The 16,173-nt window shown below is 66.7% G+C and carries 14 protein-coding genes; 3 read left to right on the top strand and 11 right to left on the bottom strand.

The features are described from left to right. Positions 1–233 precede the first annotated feature (233 nt). The 7 genes from B0920_RS16680 to B0920_RS16650 all read right to left on the bottom strand — a co-directional run bounded on the left by B0920_RS16680 (position 234) and on the right by B0920_RS16650 (position 7,333). Positions 234–1,685, bottom strand: a complete 1,452-nt coding sequence (locus tag B0920_RS16680) for a sigma-54 dependent transcriptional regulator (protein WP_078033786.1) — start codon at positions 1,683–1,685, stop codon at positions 234–236. Between the two features lie 9 nt (positions 1,686–1,694). Beyond that, positions 1,695–3,353 carry a PAS domain-containing sensor histidine kinase gene (locus tag B0920_RS16675; RefSeq protein ID WP_078033785.1) on the bottom strand — a complete coding sequence of 553 codons (1,659 nt, stop codon included), beginning with the start codon at positions 3,351–3,353 and terminating at the stop codon, positions 1,695–1,697. A gap of 6 nt (positions 3,354–3,359) precedes the next feature. Continuing rightward, complete coding sequence (locus B0920_RS16670; RefSeq protein WP_078033784.1) at positions 3,360–3,605, bottom strand: PP0621 family protein; 246 nt, start codon at positions 3,603–3,605, stop codon at positions 3,360–3,362. Beyond that, positions 3,602–4,405: an inner membrane protein YpjD gene (locus B0920_RS16665; protein WP_078033783.1), complete on the bottom strand. Its 804-nt coding sequence runs from the start codon at positions 4,403–4,405 to the stop codon at positions 3,602–3,604. The genes B0920_RS16670 and B0920_RS16665 overlap by 4 nt, the downstream gene beginning before the upstream one ends. A 292-nt stretch (positions 4,406–4,697) precedes the next feature. Next, a complete protein-coding gene (locus tag B0920_RS16660) occupies positions 4,698–5,522 on the bottom strand; it encodes an ABC transporter ATP-binding protein (RefSeq protein WP_078033782.1) in 825 nt (274 codons plus the stop codon). Between the two features lies 1 nt (position 5,523). Then, on the bottom strand, positions 5,524–6,372 hold the full coding sequence (locus tag B0920_RS16655) for an ABC transporter permease (protein ID WP_078033781.1): 849 nt from the start codon (positions 6,370–6,372) through the stop codon (positions 5,524–5,526). Continuing rightward, positions 6,362–7,333, bottom strand: coding sequence for an ABC transporter substrate-binding protein (locus B0920_RS16650; RefSeq protein WP_078033780.1), 972 nt, complete (start codon positions 7,331–7,333; stop codon positions 6,362–6,364). Before B0920_RS16650 ends, B0920_RS16655 begins: the two co-directional genes overlap by 11 nt. A 218-nt stretch (positions 7,334–7,551) precedes the next feature. Between B0920_RS16650 and ffh the strand changes: the two genes are divergently transcribed. Continuing rightward, positions 7,552–8,919 carry a signal recognition particle protein gene (ffh, locus tag B0920_RS16645; protein WP_078033779.1) on the top strand — a complete coding sequence of 456 codons (1,368 nt, stop codon included), beginning with the start codon at positions 7,552–7,554 and terminating at the stop codon, positions 8,917–8,919. 233 nt (positions 8,920–9,152) lie between these two features. After that, complete coding sequence (locus B0920_RS16640; protein WP_078033778.1) at positions 9,153–9,542, top strand: SWIB/MDM2 domain-containing protein; 390 nt, start codon at positions 9,153–9,155, stop codon at positions 9,540–9,542. Positions 9,543–9,846: 304 nt separating this feature from the next. On the opposite strand, the gene B0920_RS16635 is transcribed toward B0920_RS16640, so the two are convergent. The 4 genes from B0920_RS16635 to B0920_RS16620 form a co-directional block, all read right to left on the bottom strand. Continuing rightward, positions 9,847–11,205, bottom strand: coding sequence for an alkaline phosphatase (locus B0920_RS16635; protein ID WP_078033777.1), 1,359 nt, complete (start codon positions 11,203–11,205; stop codon positions 9,847–9,849). A gap of 11 nt (positions 11,206–11,216) precedes the next feature. Beyond that, on the bottom strand, positions 11,217–12,671 hold the full coding sequence (locus tag B0920_RS16630; RefSeq protein ID WP_078033776.1) for an alkaline phosphatase: 1,455 nt from the start codon (positions 12,669–12,671) through the stop codon (positions 11,217–11,219). A gap of 242 nt (positions 12,672–12,913) precedes the next feature. Then, on the bottom strand, positions 12,914–13,537 hold the full coding sequence (locus B0920_RS16625) for a lytic transglycosylase domain-containing protein (RefSeq protein WP_078033775.1): 624 nt from the start codon (positions 13,535–13,537) through the stop codon (positions 12,914–12,916). Continuing rightward, entirely contained in the window at positions 13,537–15,255 is a 1,719-nt protein-coding gene (locus B0920_RS16620; RefSeq protein ID WP_078033774.1) for a proline--tRNA ligase, read from the bottom strand. Before B0920_RS16620 ends, B0920_RS16625 begins: the two co-directional genes overlap by 1 nt. Positions 15,256–15,460: 205 nt before the next feature. On the opposite strand from B0920_RS16620, the gene B0920_RS16615 reads away from it, so the two are divergent. Next, a complete protein-coding gene (locus tag B0920_RS16615) occupies positions 15,461–16,096 on the top strand; it encodes an RNA pyrophosphohydrolase (protein WP_078033773.1) in 636 nt (211 codons plus the stop codon). Positions 16,097–16,173: the final 77 nt, after the last annotated feature.

The raw sequence follows: 16,173 nt of genomic DNA, 5'->3' as shown, positions 1-16,173 counted from the left end.
GAGGCAAGAAAATAAATTCGCAATTTTTGAGGCGATTCGTGGTGCCGAGGCTTGACTTTTGTAGTCTCCCGAACGATGCGGAGCTCGCGGTGAGCGAGCACTAACATCGGAATTTTCGGCTGCCTATTGGGTAATCAAGAAGAGGCATTGTTGCACTGAGGAAGTGCATTTTGCACCATATTAATTTCCGCAAAATTACACCGACGACGAACCCGCAACACTAGATCTAGGGTTCAGTCGTCCGGGGCGCTGATCTCGAGCTTCTGCATCTGGTAGCGCAGCTGGCGCACGCTGATGCCGAGCAGGCTCGCCGCCTGGGTGCGGTTGAACTGGGTCTGCTGGAGGGCGCGCTGGATGATGTCGCGCTCGACCTGGGCCAGGTATTCGGGCAGGTTGCTGGGCAGCTCGGCCGGCCCCAGTGCCACCGGGGCCGGCGTCGGCAGCGGCGCCGCGGCCGGCAGCGGGGGCGGCGGCTCGGGGCTGAGCGGCATGGCCGGGGCGACCGGCGGCGGCAAGGGTTCTCGCACGCCGGCGTCCACCGGCCGCGCCGCCTTGAGCGACAGGTCGCCAACCTCGATCACGCCCTCGTTGGCGAAGGCCAGCGCGCGCTCCAGCACGTTCTCCAGCTCGCGCACGTTGCCCGGGAAGGAGTAGGCGCGCAGGGCCTCGAGCACGCCGGGGCCGAGCGCGGCCTTGCCCGGCCCGGCCAGGCGCGCCAGGATCGCGTCGCACAGGAGCGGCAGGTCGTCCAGGCGCTCGCGCAGGGGCGGCAGGGCCAGCTCGATCACGTTCAGGCGGTAGAACAGGTCTTGCCTGAACTTGCCGTTCTCGACGCAGCGCGCCAGGTCCTGGTGGGTGGCGCTGACGATGCGCACGTCGACCGGCTCCTCCACCGTGGCGCCGATCTTGCGCACGCGCCGCTCCTGGATCGCGCGCAGCAGCTTCACCTGCATCGCCAGCGGCAGGTCGGCCACTTCGTCCAGCATCAGGGTGCCGCCGTCGGCGGCCTGGAAGAAGCCTTCGCGCTCGTCGGCGGCGCCGGTGAAGGCGCCCTTGCGGTAGCCGAAGAACTCGGCCTCCATCAGGGTCTCGGGGATGGCGCCGCAGTTCACGGCGACGAAGGGCTTGGCGGCGCGCGAACTCTGGGCGTGGATCTCGCGCGCGGCCAGCTCCTTGCCGGCGCCGGATTCGCCGGTGATCGAGACCGGGGCGTTGGAGCGCGCCAGGCGCGCGATCTGGGCGCGCAGCGACTGCATGGCGGTCGAATTGCCGATCAGGCGCGAGCCGGCGGCGTCCTCCCCGGCCTGGCCGTCCTTCTCCGTCACCTTCAGCGCCGAGCGCACCATCACGCGCAGCGCATCCAGCGCCACCGGCTTGGCGATGTAGTCGAAGGCGCCGGCCTTGAGGGCCACCACCGCGTTCTCGGCGCTGCCGAAGGCGGTGATCACGGCCACCGGCGTGCCCTTGCCGGACGCGCTGATCTCCCGCACCAGCTCGATCCCCAGCCCGTCCGGCAGGCGCATGTCGGTGAGCACCAGGGCGTAGTCGTGTTCGTCGAACAGGCTGCGCGCCTGGCGCAGGGTGGCGGCGCTGTCGACGTCCAGGCCCATCTTGAGCAGGGTGATCTCGAGCAGTTCGCGCAGGTCGGCTTCGTCGTCGACCACCAGGATGCGGGGGGCGCTCATGGCCGCTCCTTATTTGGCGTTAAGGAAGCTGATGACGAAGCGGCCCGTGGCTTTGCGCGGGCCCAGCGCGGTCTGGTCGAACCGGTATTCATAGTCGAGTTTCGCATCGTTGTTCAGGCACAGCTCGCGCGCCAGGTAGAGTCCAAGGCCGGTGCCCTTGCTCGAGGTGGTGTAAAAGGGTTCGAACAGGTGGGCGCGCACTTCGGGCGTGATGCCGGGTCCGTCGTCCTGCACGTGCAGTTCCGCGCGTCCGGTGGCGTCGCTGGACGGGAAGATGCGGATGCTGCCCGGCTTGCGGCTGGCGTAGCGCACCGCGTTGTTCAGCAGGTTGAGCAGCACTTCGTGCAGGTGCAGCGGATCGAAGCGCACGGTGGCGTCGCCGGCCTCGCCCAGCCAGACTATATCACCCTCGAGACCATGGATTTCGCAGAATTCGGCCTTGAGCTCGGCCAGGAAGTGGGCCAACGGCACCGGCTCGCCGTTGGGCTGGGCCTTGCGCGAGAGCTGCAGGATGTCCTCGACCATGCGGTTCACGCGCGCCACGTTGTCGCCCACGATCTTCAGCAGGCGCACCTCGGCCGGACCATGCAGGTCCTCGGCCAGCAGGGCCGTCGCGTGGCCGATCGCGGACAGCGGGTTGCGCACCTCGTGCGCGATGCTGGCGGTCAGGCGTCCCATCGAGGCCAGCTTGAGCTGCTGCGCCTGGTTTTCGATGGCGCTCACGTCCTGCATGAAGATCACGCTGCGCCCGCCCGCCTGGCCTTCGGTGTCGACCCGCGCGAAACGCAGCTTGAGGTGGACCGGCTGGTCGCGCCGGCCGCGCACGCCGCCGGCGCCCTCCCCCTCCTGCCAGGGCTTGATGGTCTCGAACCAGGCGCCCTCGCCCGGCGCCGACAGCCAGGCCATGTAGGCCGCGGCCACCGGCTCGAAGGCCGGCACGTCCTGCAGGCGGAAGCCCTCGGCCTTGCCCTCCAGGCCAAGCATGCGCCGCGCCGCCGGGTTGCCGGTATGGATACGGCCCTCGTCGTCGGCGACCAGGATGCCGTCGCCGACGTCGGCGATCACGATCTGGTTGATCGACTGCTGGACGCGCAGGTCGGTGCCGCGCCGGCTCGCCAGTTCTTCCTGGCCGAGCAGGCGCGCGGCCAGCCGGTTCACCAGCAGCACGCAGGCGAAGAAGGCGGCGCCGTACATGCCGGCCTGCACCAGCGGCGGCTCGCGCTCGTGCAGCACCAGCTGCCAGACGCTTTCGAGCAGCAGGAATAGGGTCGCGACCGAGGCCGAGAACAAGGCCAGCACCAGCGGCGCCAGGATGGCGGCGCCCGCCAGCGGGAACAGGTAGAGGATGCCCAGGCCGCTGCGCATGCCACCCGAGGCCAGGTACAGCAGCGAGATCGCGGCCAGGTCGGTGGCGATTTGCACGCCCAGCTGCACCAGGTAGCGGCGCTGCCAGCGCGCCGCCACCAGGGCGAACAGGATGGCGGCGGCCGCGTAGGCGATGCAGGTTTCGGCGTTGACCGGGTCGATGCGGAGACGGCCGCTGTCGAGATCGAGGCCGAGGTAGAGCAGCAGCACCAGCGCGATGACGACGCGGGTGACGGTGAAGGTTTGCAGCGAGCGCCACAGGGTGACGCGCGCCTCGGCGGACAGCGGCCGGGATCCCGCCACGTGCGCTTACCGGGGCGGCAGGCGCACGTGGCCTGGCGAGCAGTAGTCCAGCCCATCGGCGCGCACCGCCTCCGAGGCCGGGAAGTAGACGCCGCAATGGGCGCATTGCGCCATGGCCTCGATCTCGCCGCCCTGGGCGGGCGGGCGCGGCGGCGGGGGCGGCGTATTGCGGCGCTGGATGGCGCGCAGCTTGCTGCGCACCGCGAACACGACCAGGGCGATCAGGGCGATCCAGAACAGGATGCGGCTCATGCGACGCTCCTGTGCAGCACCACTTCGAGCACGAAGCGGCTGCCGACATAGGCCAGCGCCAGGGTGGCGAAGCCGGCCAGGGTGAAGCGCAGCGCGGTCTTGCCGCGCCAGCCCTGCCACCTGCGCCCGGCCAGCAGCGCGGCGAACAGGGCCCAGGACAGGAGCGCGAACACGGTCTTGTGGTCGAACACCAGCGGACGGCCGAACAGCTCTTCCGAGAACACCAGGCCGGACAGCACGGTGAGGCTGAGCAGGACGAAGCCGATCCAGATCACGCGGAACAGCAGCCTTTCCATGGTCAGCAGGGCCGGCAGCTGGTCGAGGGCCGCGCCGAACCAGCCGGCGTTGGCGCTGCGGGTGTGCAGCCGCGCTTCCTGCAGCGCCATCAGGACGGCGTGGAAGGCGGCGATGGTCAGGGTGCTGTAGGCCAGCACGGCCACGGCGATGTGCCAGCCGAAGGCGGCCGACTTGCCGGCCAGCGGCAGCAGGCTGCCGGGGAACAGCACCGGCAGCAGGGCCGCGCCGAAGGCGAAGGGCATCACCAGGCGGCGCAGTCCGTCGAGGGCGAAATTACGGTTTTCAAACCAGTAGGCGGCGACCGAGACCCACAGTGCGGACGATAGCATGATGGCAAACCCCACCCGCAGGCGGCCCGGCATCACCACATCGAGGCCGAGCGCCACGCCGTGGGCGGCCCAGGCCAGCGCGGTGACGGCGGAAATGGCAGCGCCCTGGCGCGACGGCAGCAGGGCGCAGACCGCGTACAGGAGTGCCGCGGCGAAAAATAGGGTGTTCTGCATACTGGAAGTCTACACCATCGGGAAAGGCCGGGGGCAAGGCCGAGCGGTTTGCCGGGGGGAGGATAGACCTGCGTATGGACGGGTACAACCATGCATACGTCAACGTAAACGTCGTTCCGGCGAAGGCCTCGGCGGCCCCGCCGGAACCCAAGTTTGCATGCGTTACCACAACGCTACGAACTTGGATTCCGGCCTTCGCCGGAATGACGGTTTTGCGGCTAACGGTGTAAGGAGGTCTGTGGGCTGGACAGTCGGGCCGGTAATAACACGGCCGATCCGAATACGCCGCCCGCTAATCCACCGCCGCCATCCTCAACTCATCATGATGATGCCGCTGCTGCTCTTCCATCACCAATTCCCCCAGCTCGCGCATGAGCGCGTTGAATTCCGGCGCCGCCGGATCGCGCACCCGCGGCAATCCGACCAGCAGGTCGCGCTTGACCGTCCCCGGCCGGTAGGTCATCACCACAATCCGGTCGGCCAGGTAGATCGCCTCCTCGATGCTGTGGGTGACGAACAGGATGGTCTTGCCCAGCTCCGCCCAGATGCGCAGCAGCTCGTCCTGCAGATTGCGCCGGGTGAGCGCGTCGAGCGCCCCGAAGGGCTCGTCCATCAGCATGATCGGCGAGTCCAGCGCCAGCACCCGCGCGATCGCCACCCGCTGGCGCATGCCGCCCGACAGGTCCTTCGGATAGCGCTGGCGGAAGTCGGTCAGCGACAGCATCCGCAGCAGGCGCGCCACCGTCTCCTCGCGCTCAAGCTTGGGCACGCCCTTGATCTCGAGCCCGAAGCCGATGTTCTGCGCCACCGTCATCCAGGGGAATAGCGCGTACTCCTGGAACACCATGCCGCGCTCGGGCCCGGGCGCCCTCACCTCGCGGCCGTCGACCACGATGCTGCCGCTGCTCGGCAGGGCGAAGCCGGCGACGGCGTTCAGCAGCGTCGACTTGCCGCAGCCCGAAGGACCCAGCAGGCAGGTGAACTGGCCCTGCGGGATGGCGAGGTCGATGTCGCGCAGCGCCACCACCTCGCGGCCGCCGCTCTGGAACACCTTGCCCACGCGCTCGACGCGAATCTGCGCCAGGTCGGGAATGACGGGGGTATGCGGTGCGTCCATGTCAGTGCTCCAGGCCGCGGTGCCAGCGCAGCAGATGGCGGTTCAGGCGGTCCATGCCGAGGTCGATGGCCAGGCCCAGCATGCCGATGGTGATCATCCCGGCGATGATCTTGTCGGACCAGAAGTACTCGCGCGCTTCCAGGATGCGGTAGCCCAGCCCGTTGTTCACGGCGATCATCTCGGACACGATCACCACGATGAAGGCCGTGCCCACGCCGATGCGCATGCCCGACAGGATGTAGGGCACGGCCGCCGGCAGGATCACGCGCAGGAACAGGGTGCCGCCGCCGGCGCCCAGGTTGCGCGCCGCGCGCAGGTAGATGCCGTCCACCTGGCGCACGCCGGCAATGGTGTTCATCAGCACCGGGAAGAAGGCGCCGATCGCGATCAGGAACACGGCCGGCGGGTTGCCCAGCCCGAACCACAGGATCGCCAGCGGGATGTAGGCGATCGGCGGGATCGGCCGCAGGATCTGCAACAGGGGATTCAGCCAGGCGTAGACGGCGCTGCTGGCGCCCATCGCCAGCCCGAGCGGCAGGGCCAGGCCGGCGCCGATGCCGAAACCCACCACCACCCGGTACAGGCTGCTGGCGGTGTCGACCGCCAGTTCGCCCGACAGCGCCCAGGCCAGCCAGCTCCCCTGGCCGCCGTAGGGTTCCAGCGGCAGCAGGTAGGCCAGCCATTTGCGCGCCACGTCCAGCGGCGCCGGCAGGATCTGCGGGTTCACCAGCCCCGCCTGGGCCACCGCGTGCCAGAGCGCGACGGCCAGCACCGGCGCCACCGCCCCGACCACGATGGCGCCCCAGTTGCGCGCGGCCGCGCGCGCGCCGATGCGGCGTTCACTGGACATGCAGGCTCCTCTTGGCGGCGGCCAGCAGGTCGAGCTTCACCCAGTCGGCGGCCCGGGGCGGACGCGCCATGCGGCCGACGCCGGTCTTGACCATGATGTCGGTGGTGACCTGGATGTGCTCGGGCGTGATGTCGAACGAAAAGGGCGAGTTGGCGATGGCGTCGCGGAAGTCATCGGCCGAGATCTGGTTCTTGAACATCGCTTCGCGCACGTACTGCTCGGCCTTCTGGGGCTGGTCGATGAAGGTCTTGGTGGCGGTGACGAAGCAGCGCATGAACTTCTCGGCCAGGGCGCGCCGCTCGCGGTAGAACTTCTCGGTCATGACCATGGTGCGCACCGGTTCGCCGATCGGCGTGCCGTAGGGCTTGAGCACCTCGCGCCCGAAGCCCTTGTTGATGGCCTGCGAGGACTGGGGCTCGGACTGCATCATGGCGTCGATCTGCTTGCCCATCAGGGCCTGGTTGAGGTCGGGATAGGAGAGGTAGACCAGCTGCACGTCCTTGCCGGGAGCGACGTCGGCCTTCAGGTTATGGCGGCTGAGTTCCGCCATCAGCAGCACCTCCTGGATCGCGCCGCGCGTCACCCCCACCCGCTTGCCCTTGAGCTGGGCCACGCTGCGGATGTCGAGCTCGGGCCGGGCGACCAGGCGCGCGCCGCCACGGGCGAACCCGGCCACCACATAGACCGGAGCGCCGCCCGCCCTGCCCTGGATCGCGGCCTCGGAGGCGGCGGCGCCGACATCGAGTTCGCCGGCGATGATGGCCTGCATGACGTCCAGGCCCTTGGGGAAAACCCGCTCCTCGACCTGGATGCCGCAGCTCGGCGCGATTTCCTTGATATAGGAGACGGCGCCGAAGTGCGCCAGCTTGAGGTTCCCGAGCCTGACCACGTCCTGGGCCTGGGCGCTGGCGGCGGCCAGCAGGGAAAGTGTCGCAAGAATCTTGCACAGTGCGTTTGCCATACCTGTTTCTCCGTTCCGCTGACTTCTGGTAATGCATAAAGGAAAAGACTAGGCTGCAATACCACCACGCGGCCGCACCGCCTAGTTTGCGTTATGACAAGAAAATGTGGGTTTGCCGAAAATCCGGCCGAATGCCGTGGTCAGCACGAACGGTGGAGGCTTGCGCGGGGTAAAATGGAGGTTTGTCGAATTCCCGCCTTATATATATTAGATAAACCATGCTAGATAACCTGACACAACGCCTTGCCAAGGTCGTCAAGACCATGCGCGGCGAGGCTCGCCTGACCGAGACCAATACCGCCGAGATGCTGCGCGAAGTGCGCATGGCCCTGCTCGAGGCGGACGTGGCGCTGCCGGCGGTGCGCGAATTCATCGCCAAGGTGAAGGAAAAGGCGCTGGGCGAAGAAGTGATCGGCTCGCTGAGCCCCGGCCAGGCCCTGGTCGGCGTGGTGCAGCGCGAGCTGGCCGCCCTGATGGGCGCCGACCTCGGTCCGGACGCGGCCCAGCTCTCCTTCGCCCAGCAGCCGCCGGCGATCATCCTGATGGCCGGCCTGCAGGGCGTGGGTAAGACCACCACCGTCGGCAAGCTGGCCAAGTACCTGAAAGAGCAGAAAAAGAAGAAGGTGCTGACCGTCTCGGCCGACGTTTACCGTCCGGCCGCGATCGCGCAGCTGGAGTCGGTGACCAAGCAGGTCGGCGCCGACTTCTTCCCGACCACCGCCAGCGACAAGCCGGTCGACATCGCCCGCAATGCGCTGGACTGGGCCAAGAAGCACTACCACGACGTCCTGATCATCGACACCGCCGGCCGCCTGGGCATCGACGAGGCGATGATGCAGGAGATCGCCGCGGTGCACGCCGCCGTCAAGCCGGTGGAGACCCTGTTCGTGGTCGACGCCATGCTGGGCCAGGATGCGATCAACACCGCCAAGGCCTTCAACGACGCCCTGCCCCTGACCGGCATCGTGCTGACCAAGCTCGATGGCGACTCGCGCGGCGGCGCGGCGCTGTCGGTGCGCCACGTGACCGGCAAGCCGATCAAGTTCGCCGGCGTGTCCGAGAAGCTGGACGGCCTGGAAGCCTTCGATCCGGCGCGCATGGCCAACCGCGTGCTGGGCATGGGCGACATCCTGGCCCTGGTCGAGGAAGCGCGCAAGGGCGTGGACGAGAAGGCCGCGGCCGACCTGGCCAACAAGATCAAGGTCGGCGGCCGCTTCGACATGAACGACTTCAAGGCGCAGCTGACCCAGATGAAGAAAATGGGCGGCATGGCCGGCCTGCTCGACAAGCTGCCGGCCCAGTTCCAGCAGGCCGCGTCGGGCGCCAACATGGACCAGGCCGAGAAGCAGGTGCGGCGCATGGTCGGCATCATCGACTCGATGACCCCTGCCGAACGCGCCAAGCCGGAGCTGATCAAGGCCAACCGCAAGCGCCGCATCGCGGCCGGCGCGGGGGTGCAGGTGCAGGAAGTGAACCGCATGCTGACGCAGTACGACCAGATGCAGACCATGATGAAGAAGCTCAAAGGCGGCGGCCTGATGAAGATGATGCGCGGGATGAAGGGCATGATGCCCGGTATGCGCTAAGCCTTTCTAGGCCTGATGGAACCGCGTGCGGCCTCGCGCCCACGCGGTTTTTTTGCGCCTTTTGTCGGCGTATTTCACCTTTGGGGCGTTGAAGGACCCAATGGCAGGCGTTTTGAGGCTTCTCAGAGTGAAAAAATGTCGAAAAAGACTTGCACGAACAGTAAAACGCCACCAATATAAGCCGTGCGATAAATTGCGCAATTTTCCATGTGTTCGTTTTAGGAGGCTCGAAGATGGCAACAGCCAAAAAATCCACCGCAGCGCCAGCTAAGAAAGCCGCTGCCAAGCCGGCTGCGGCGGCCAAGCCCGCAGCAAAGAAGGCAGCTCCAGCAAAAGCAGCACCGAAAGCAGCCGCCAAGCCGGCAGCAGCACGCAAGCCGAACGCCGCTTTCATGAAAGCGATGACCCCGTCGTCTTCGCTGGCCGCCGTCGTGGGCGACAAGCCACTGCCACGCACCGAAGTGACCAAGAAAGTCTGGGACTACATCAAGGGCAAGAACCTGCAGGACGCCGAGAACCGCCGCATGATCAACGCGGACGACAAGCTGAAAGCTGTCTTCGGTGGCAAGAGCCAGGTCTCGATGTTCGAGATGACCAAGCTGATTTCGGATCACCTGAAGTAATCGCCGGCTGGCTGTCCGGCGAAGTACGAGCAGAAAGGCCCTGGGTAATACCGGGGCCTTTTGCTTTTGATGGTGGGTTTTGTGGTTGCGGCTGCGCGCAGGAACTTGGATCCCGGCCTTCGCCGGGATGACGTTCATAGTTACGTGGCCGAGGTTATGCGTGGCCGAAGTTATGCGTGACCGAAGCCATACGTAAGCTGCGTTATAGGTACCGAAGTCGGAGCTTTTGAATCACTGTCATACCCAACCAACGTCATCCCGGCGAAGGCCGGGATCCAAGTTTGCATAACGCCCCGCGGCCTGTTTAAAGCCCCGCCGCCGCCCTCATCAAGTGAAACACCTGCGTATTCTCGATGGTCCCCTTGAACGGCGCCGACCCCGCCCCCACCGCATACAGCTTCACATCCCCTCCCCCGTGCGTCTCCCAGTCCGAACGCACGCCCGCCTCATACAGGTAGCCCGGCCCCATCACGGTCTTGCTGTCCACGTCCGCCCGCACGTCCGGCCGGTTCGGCCCATTCCCGAACAGCAGCGTGGTGAAGGTCTTGCCGTCCGCATCCTTGCGCGGCTCGCCGCTCGCATAGTCGCGCAAGACGTCCAGCACCGGATTGCCGCGCTTCGGATAGCCGCCCAGGATCATGGTGTGGTCGTGGTCCGCCGTCACCACGATCAGGGTGTTCTCCAGCCCTGGATCGATGGCGCGCATGCGCTCCAGCGCCGTCTGGATCGCCTCGTCGAAGGCCACCGTCTCCGCCAGCGCATCCTTGGCGCGGGTGTCGTGCAGCGCGTGGTCGATCTTGCCGCCTTCGACCATCAGGAAGAAGCCGTCCGGATCCTTGGACAGCAGATCGATCGACTTGGCCGTCATCTCGGCCAGGCTCGGCTGCTCCGGACGGCGCGCCAGCGAATAATCGAGGTGGCTGGTGGCGCTGTAGATGCCGACGAACTTGCGGCCCGGCCGCGCGGACAGCATGTCGGCCTTGGTGTTGGCCACGAAATAGCCTTGGGCAGCGAACTCCTTCATCAGGTCGCGCCCGTCCGGCCGCCCCTGGGGATTGCCGGCGCCGCGCGGCGTGAAGTGGTTGCGCCCGCCGCCCATCAGCACATCCACGCCGTCGCCCAGGGCCGGGTTGTAGCCGGCGCCGCCCGGCACGATCTGCTGGGCGATGGTGTACACGGCGTCGCGGTGGCAGACGTGCGAGAAGGTCGACGCCGGCGTCGCGTGGGTCAGTTCGGTGGTGGTCACCGCGCCCACCGCCTTGCCGCGCGCCTTGGCCAATTCCAGGATGGTCGGCGCGACGGCGCCGTTGGCGCTGCCGCAGCGGTCGACGCCATCCGGGCTCGGGTCGATCGCGCGCGCGTCCTTCATCGAGATCACGTCGTTGTTGATCTTGATGCCGGTCATGTAGGCGCCCATCGATGGCGCGCTGTCGGTGGTCTGGAAGTCGTTCGAATAGGTCTTGATGCGCGCGGTGCGCTCGAGCCGCTCGAAGTTGAGCAGGCTGTCCTCGCCGCCCTTGTAGATGCGGGCGGCGGTGATCGTGGTCGGGCCCATGCCGTCGCCGAGGAAGAAGATGATGTTCTTGGCCTGCGGGGCGGCGGAGGCGTTGGCGGCCAGCAGTGCGCAGGCGGCCAGCAGCGGAGAAATGCGTCGGAAGTTCATGGTGGCTCCTCTTACAGGCCGGCGGCGGTCTTGATCAGGCTGAACACGCGGGTGTTGTCGATGGTCCCGCGGAACAGCTCGGACCCGGCGCCGATGGCGCCCAGGTAGACGTCGGCCCCGCCATGGGTCTCGGCGCCGGGCCGGGTGCGCACCGCGGCTTCCTGGTGGTAGTCGTCGGCGCTCACGATCTCGTCGGTGAGCATACGCTGTTTGGAGCGGTTGCCGGCGTAGCGATTCTCTCCGGTGCCGAAGCCGATGATGGTGTAGGGCATGCCGTCCTTGTCCAGCTTGGGCTTGCCGTCCAGTCCTCGCACCAGGCCCAGCACGCCCGGGTTGCCCGGGGTGGTCTTGCCGGTGCGCGCGGTGTAGCCGTTCAGGAGCAGCGTGTGGTCATGGTCGGCGGTGGCGACGATCAGGGTGTGCTTCAGGCCCGGGTCGATCGCCTGCATGCGGTCGATGGCGGCCTGCAGCGCGGCGTTGTAGGCCACGGTCTCCTGCAGCGCGCGCTTGCCCAGGGTGGCATGCAGCGCGTGGTCGATCAAGCCGCCCTCGACGATCAGCACGAAGCCGTTCGGGTTGGGGGCCAGCATGTCGATGGCCTTGCGCGCCATCGCGGCCAGCTCCGGCTGCTGGGCCGGGTTGCGCACGGCGTCGTAGGCCATGTGGTTCGGTGCGAACAGGCCGATGGCCGGCCGGCCCGGCTTCAAGGCCTCGAACTGCGCGGTGTCGCGCGCCACCGTGAAGCCCTGTGCCTCCAGCTCCGCAAGCAGGTCGCGGTTGTCGGCGCGCTTGCCGCCCTTGGCAAATGGGGTGAAGAACTGGGCGCCGCCGCCGAACACCACGTCCAGGCCGCGCGCGCCCAGCTCCTTGTTGTAGCCGGCGCCGTTCGGCACCAGCGAAGCGGCGATGTCGTTCTCCAGCTTGCGGTGGCAGAAGTGGGAATAGGTGGTGGCCGGGGTGGCGTCGGTGACGCTGGTGTTGGTGACCACGCCGAGCGCCATGCCGCGGCGCCGGGCCAGCTCCAGCAGGGTCGGCACCGGCTGGCCGTTGGCGCAGCGGCTGACCAGGTTGTTGCCATTGGCGTCGGGGCCGGGGGAGACCGAGCGCGTGTCGGAGGACATCGAGACCACGCCGTTGTTCTGCTTCACGCCGGTCATGTAGGCGGCCATCGAGGCCGCGCTGTCGGTGACCTGGGCGTCGTTGGAGAAGGTCTTGACGAAGGCCGATTCGGGGAGCTTGTCGATGGCCAGTTCGCCGTCTTCGCCGACCGCGTAGATGCGCGCGGCGGTGAGCGTGTTCATGCCCATGCCGTCACCGAGGAAGAAGATGATGTTCTTGGCGCGGGGTTCGAGGGCCTGGCTGGCGGTGGCGCCAGCAGTCTGGCGTTCGGGCGCGGCGGGCGGGGTGGCCGCGCAGCCGGCGAGAGCCGCCAGCAGCGTGGCGGCGGCGAAGGGGGTCGGTCGCATGCATACCTCACGGGGGAAAGCGGTGAGTCTACACTGTGCGAGACAAGAATGGCGGCTCATGAACGTCATTCCCGCGAAGGCGGGAATCCAAGTTTGCGCGCGTGCCACTAGCATCAAACGTCAGCGGCGGCACGACGAACTTGGATTCCGGCCTTCGCCGGAATGACGGTCTTGAGGCCGATGGGGAAAGGGTACGGTAGTGGATTACGCGCCGAGAAGGCGCCAATCAATCGATCAATCCCTCAAGCGCTCGGCTTGAATTCCCACTTTTTCCACGCCGCGAACACGGCGTTCGGATATTGCGGCTTGCCCCGGCTGCCGTTGTAGCGGCCGAGCGCCAGGTAGAGGTCGCCCTTTTCCATGTCGATGTACATGCGCAGGATCGAGCACCCGTAGCGCAGGTTGGTCTGCATGTGGAACAGCCTGCGCCTGTCGCCATCCCCGATCACCTTGGTCCAGAACGGCATCACCTGCATGTAGCCGCGCGCCCCGGCGATCGAGATCGCGTACTTGCGGTAGGCCGACTCCACCTGGATCAAGCCCAGCACCATGGCCGGATCGAGCCCGGCGCGGGTCGACTCGTACCACACGGTCTCGAGGAGTTCGGTGCGCGAGAATTCATCCGGGATGCGCTTGGCCAGCCGGCGCGACATCTCGTCGAACCATTGCTGGTAGCGCTGGCGCGCCTGCTCGGTGCGCAGGATCGGCTTGGGCGGGCGGGCGTCGGCGATCGCGTTGGCCAGCGCCAGCCGCACCGAGTCGGCCATCGCTTCTTCCTTCTGGTTGCCGGCGTAGGCCGCCCCGCCGAGCAGCAACCCGGCGGTCAGCAGCATGCCCCCGATCAGGGGGGCAAGTTGGAGAGGCATCACTTGGCCAGCTTGTCCTTGACGAAGCCGACCATCTCGGCGACCGGAACGCTGGTCGCCTCGGCATCGCGGCGGCCCTGGTATTCCAGGTTGCCTTCCTTAAGGCCACGCTCGCCGATCACGATGCGGTGCGGGACGCCGATCAGTTCCCAGTCGGCGAACATCGCGCCCGGACGCAGGCCGCGGTCGTCCACGACCACGTCCACGCCGGCCGCCTGCAGTTCCGCGTACAGCTTCTCGGTCTGCTCCTTGACCATCTCGCTGCGGTCCAGGCCCATCGGGCACAGCACCAGCTCGAAGGGCGCGATGGCGTCCGGCCAGACGATGCCCTTGTCGTCGAAGTTTTGCTCGATCGCCGCGCCCAGGATGCGGGTCACGCCGATGCCGTAGCAGCCCATCTGCAGCGCCACCGGCTTGCCGCCTTCGTCCAGGTAGGTCGCGCCCATCGCTTCCGAGTAGGCGGTGCCGAGCTGGAACACGTGGCCCACTTCGATGCCGCGCTCGATCGCCAGCACGCCCTTGCCGTCCGGCGAGGCGTCGCCCTCGACCACGTTGCGCAGGTCGGCCACGATCGGCTCGGCCACGTCGCGGCCCCAGTTGGCGCCGGTGTAGTGGAAGTCGGCCTCGTTGGCGCCGCACACGAAATCGGCCATGTTGGCGACGGTGCGGTCGGCCACCACCTTGACCGGCAGTTTGGTGTTGATCGGACCCAGGTAGCCCGGCACGGTGCCGTAGGCTTCCTCGATCTCGGCTTCGGTCGAGAAGCGGAAGTCCTTCAGGCCTTCCACTTTCGAGACCTTGATCTCGTTGAGTTCATGGTCGGCGCGCAGCAGCAGCAGCCAGTATTCCTTCTTGCCCTCTTTTTCGACGGTCAGGGCGATGCTCTTGACGTGCTGGGTCAGCGGGATGCCGAGCAGCTCGGACACCGCTTCGCACTTGGTCTTGCCCGGGGTCGAGGTCTTGGCCAGGGCCTGGGTGGCGGCGCCGCGGCTGCCGATGGCCAGCGCTTCCGCCGCTTCGATGTTGGCCGCGTAATCCGAGGTCGGGCAGTACACCAGCGCGTCCTCGCCGGTGCTGGCGATGACGTGGAATTCGTGCGAGCCGGTGCCGCCGATGGCGCCGTTGTCGGCCGCCACCGCGCGGAACTTCAGGCCGAAGCGGTTGAAGATGCGCGTGTACGCATCGAACATCGTCTGGTAGGACACGCGCATGCCTTCGACGTCGCGGTCGAAGGAATAGGCGTCCTTCATGGTGAACTCGCGGCCGCGCATCAGGCCGAAGCGTGGACGGCGCTCGTCGCGGAACTTGGTCTGGATGTGGTAGAAGTTGATCGGCAGCTGGCGGTAGGATTTCAGCTCGCTGCGCACCACGTCGGTGACCACTTCCTCGGAAGTCGGCTGGATGGCGAACTCACGGCCATGACGGTCTTTGACACGCATCAATTCCGGGCCCATCTTGTCCCAGCGGCCCGTTTCCTGCCACAACTCGGCCGGTTGCACGACTGGCATCAGGAGCTCGATGGCGCCCGCGCGGTTCATTTCCTCGCGAATGATGTTCTCGACCTTGCGGATGATACGCAGGCCCATGGGCATATAGGTGTAGATGCCCGAGCCCAGGCGCTTGATCATCCCGGCGCGCATCATCAGCTGGTGGCTGACGATCTCCGCGTCGGAAGGCGCTTCTTTAAGAGTTGAAATAAAAAATCGTGAGGCGCGCATATCCGTGAATTCTTTTTAAAAAGAGAGAGTTATAATCGACCTTAATTTTAAAGGATTAGCCGGCTGATGCGTCCAAACTTTCTACAAACGGGTCCGGAACAAGGCAGCGCTTGCCGTGGGAGCGGCACGGGTCCTCGAAGGGCGCAGTATTTGTAAGTAAAAATATAAGGAACATTCGGCCGGCAGAAAGTTTCGAGGTGCACTTATGCTCGATCGTGAAGGGTTCCGCCCCAACGTCGGCATCATCCTGCTGAACGCCAACAACGAGGTGTGGTGGGGCAAGCGGGTGCGCGAGCACTCGTGGCAATTCCCGCAAGGGGGTATCAAGTACGGCGAAACGCCGGAACAGGCGATGTACCGCGAGCTGGAGGAGGAAATCGGCCTGCGCCAGGAACACGTGAAGATCATCGGTCGCACGCGGGACTGGCTGCGCTACGAAGTGCCCGATCACTTCATCAAGCGCGAAATTCGCGGGCATTACCGCGGCCAGAAGCAGATCTGGTTCCTGTTGCGCATGATTGCGCGCGACAACGACGTGAACCTGCGCCTGACCGACCATCCGGAGTTCGACGCCTGGCGTTGGCATGACTACTGGGTGCCGCTGGACGTGGTGATCGAATTCAAGCGCGATGTCTACCAGCGCGCGCTGCAGGAATTGTCGCGTTTCATCACCTGGCCGAAGAATGGCCACGGCGAGCGCCGCCACACGGCGCGCTACCTGCGCCAGCCGCGCTCCCAGCAGGGCGGCAAGCCGGCGCAGCAGGCCGCCGCGGCGCCGCTGGCGACGGCAACGGCAGTGCCGGGGGCGCCGGACACCCTGGTGCTGGCGCCGAACAAGTAGTCGGTCACGGGAGGAGCGCCGCGCGCTTCTCCCTTTTTTCCTTCCGCGCACGTGAGGCGCAGGTGCAATACTGCGCC

Source organism: Massilia sp. KIM (assembly GCF_002007115.1).
In the GTDB taxonomy this organism is placed as follows: Bacteria; Pseudomonadota; Gammaproteobacteria; order Burkholderiales; family Burkholderiaceae_D; genus Telluria.
This window is presented reverse-complemented; position numbering and strand designations above follow the sequence as displayed.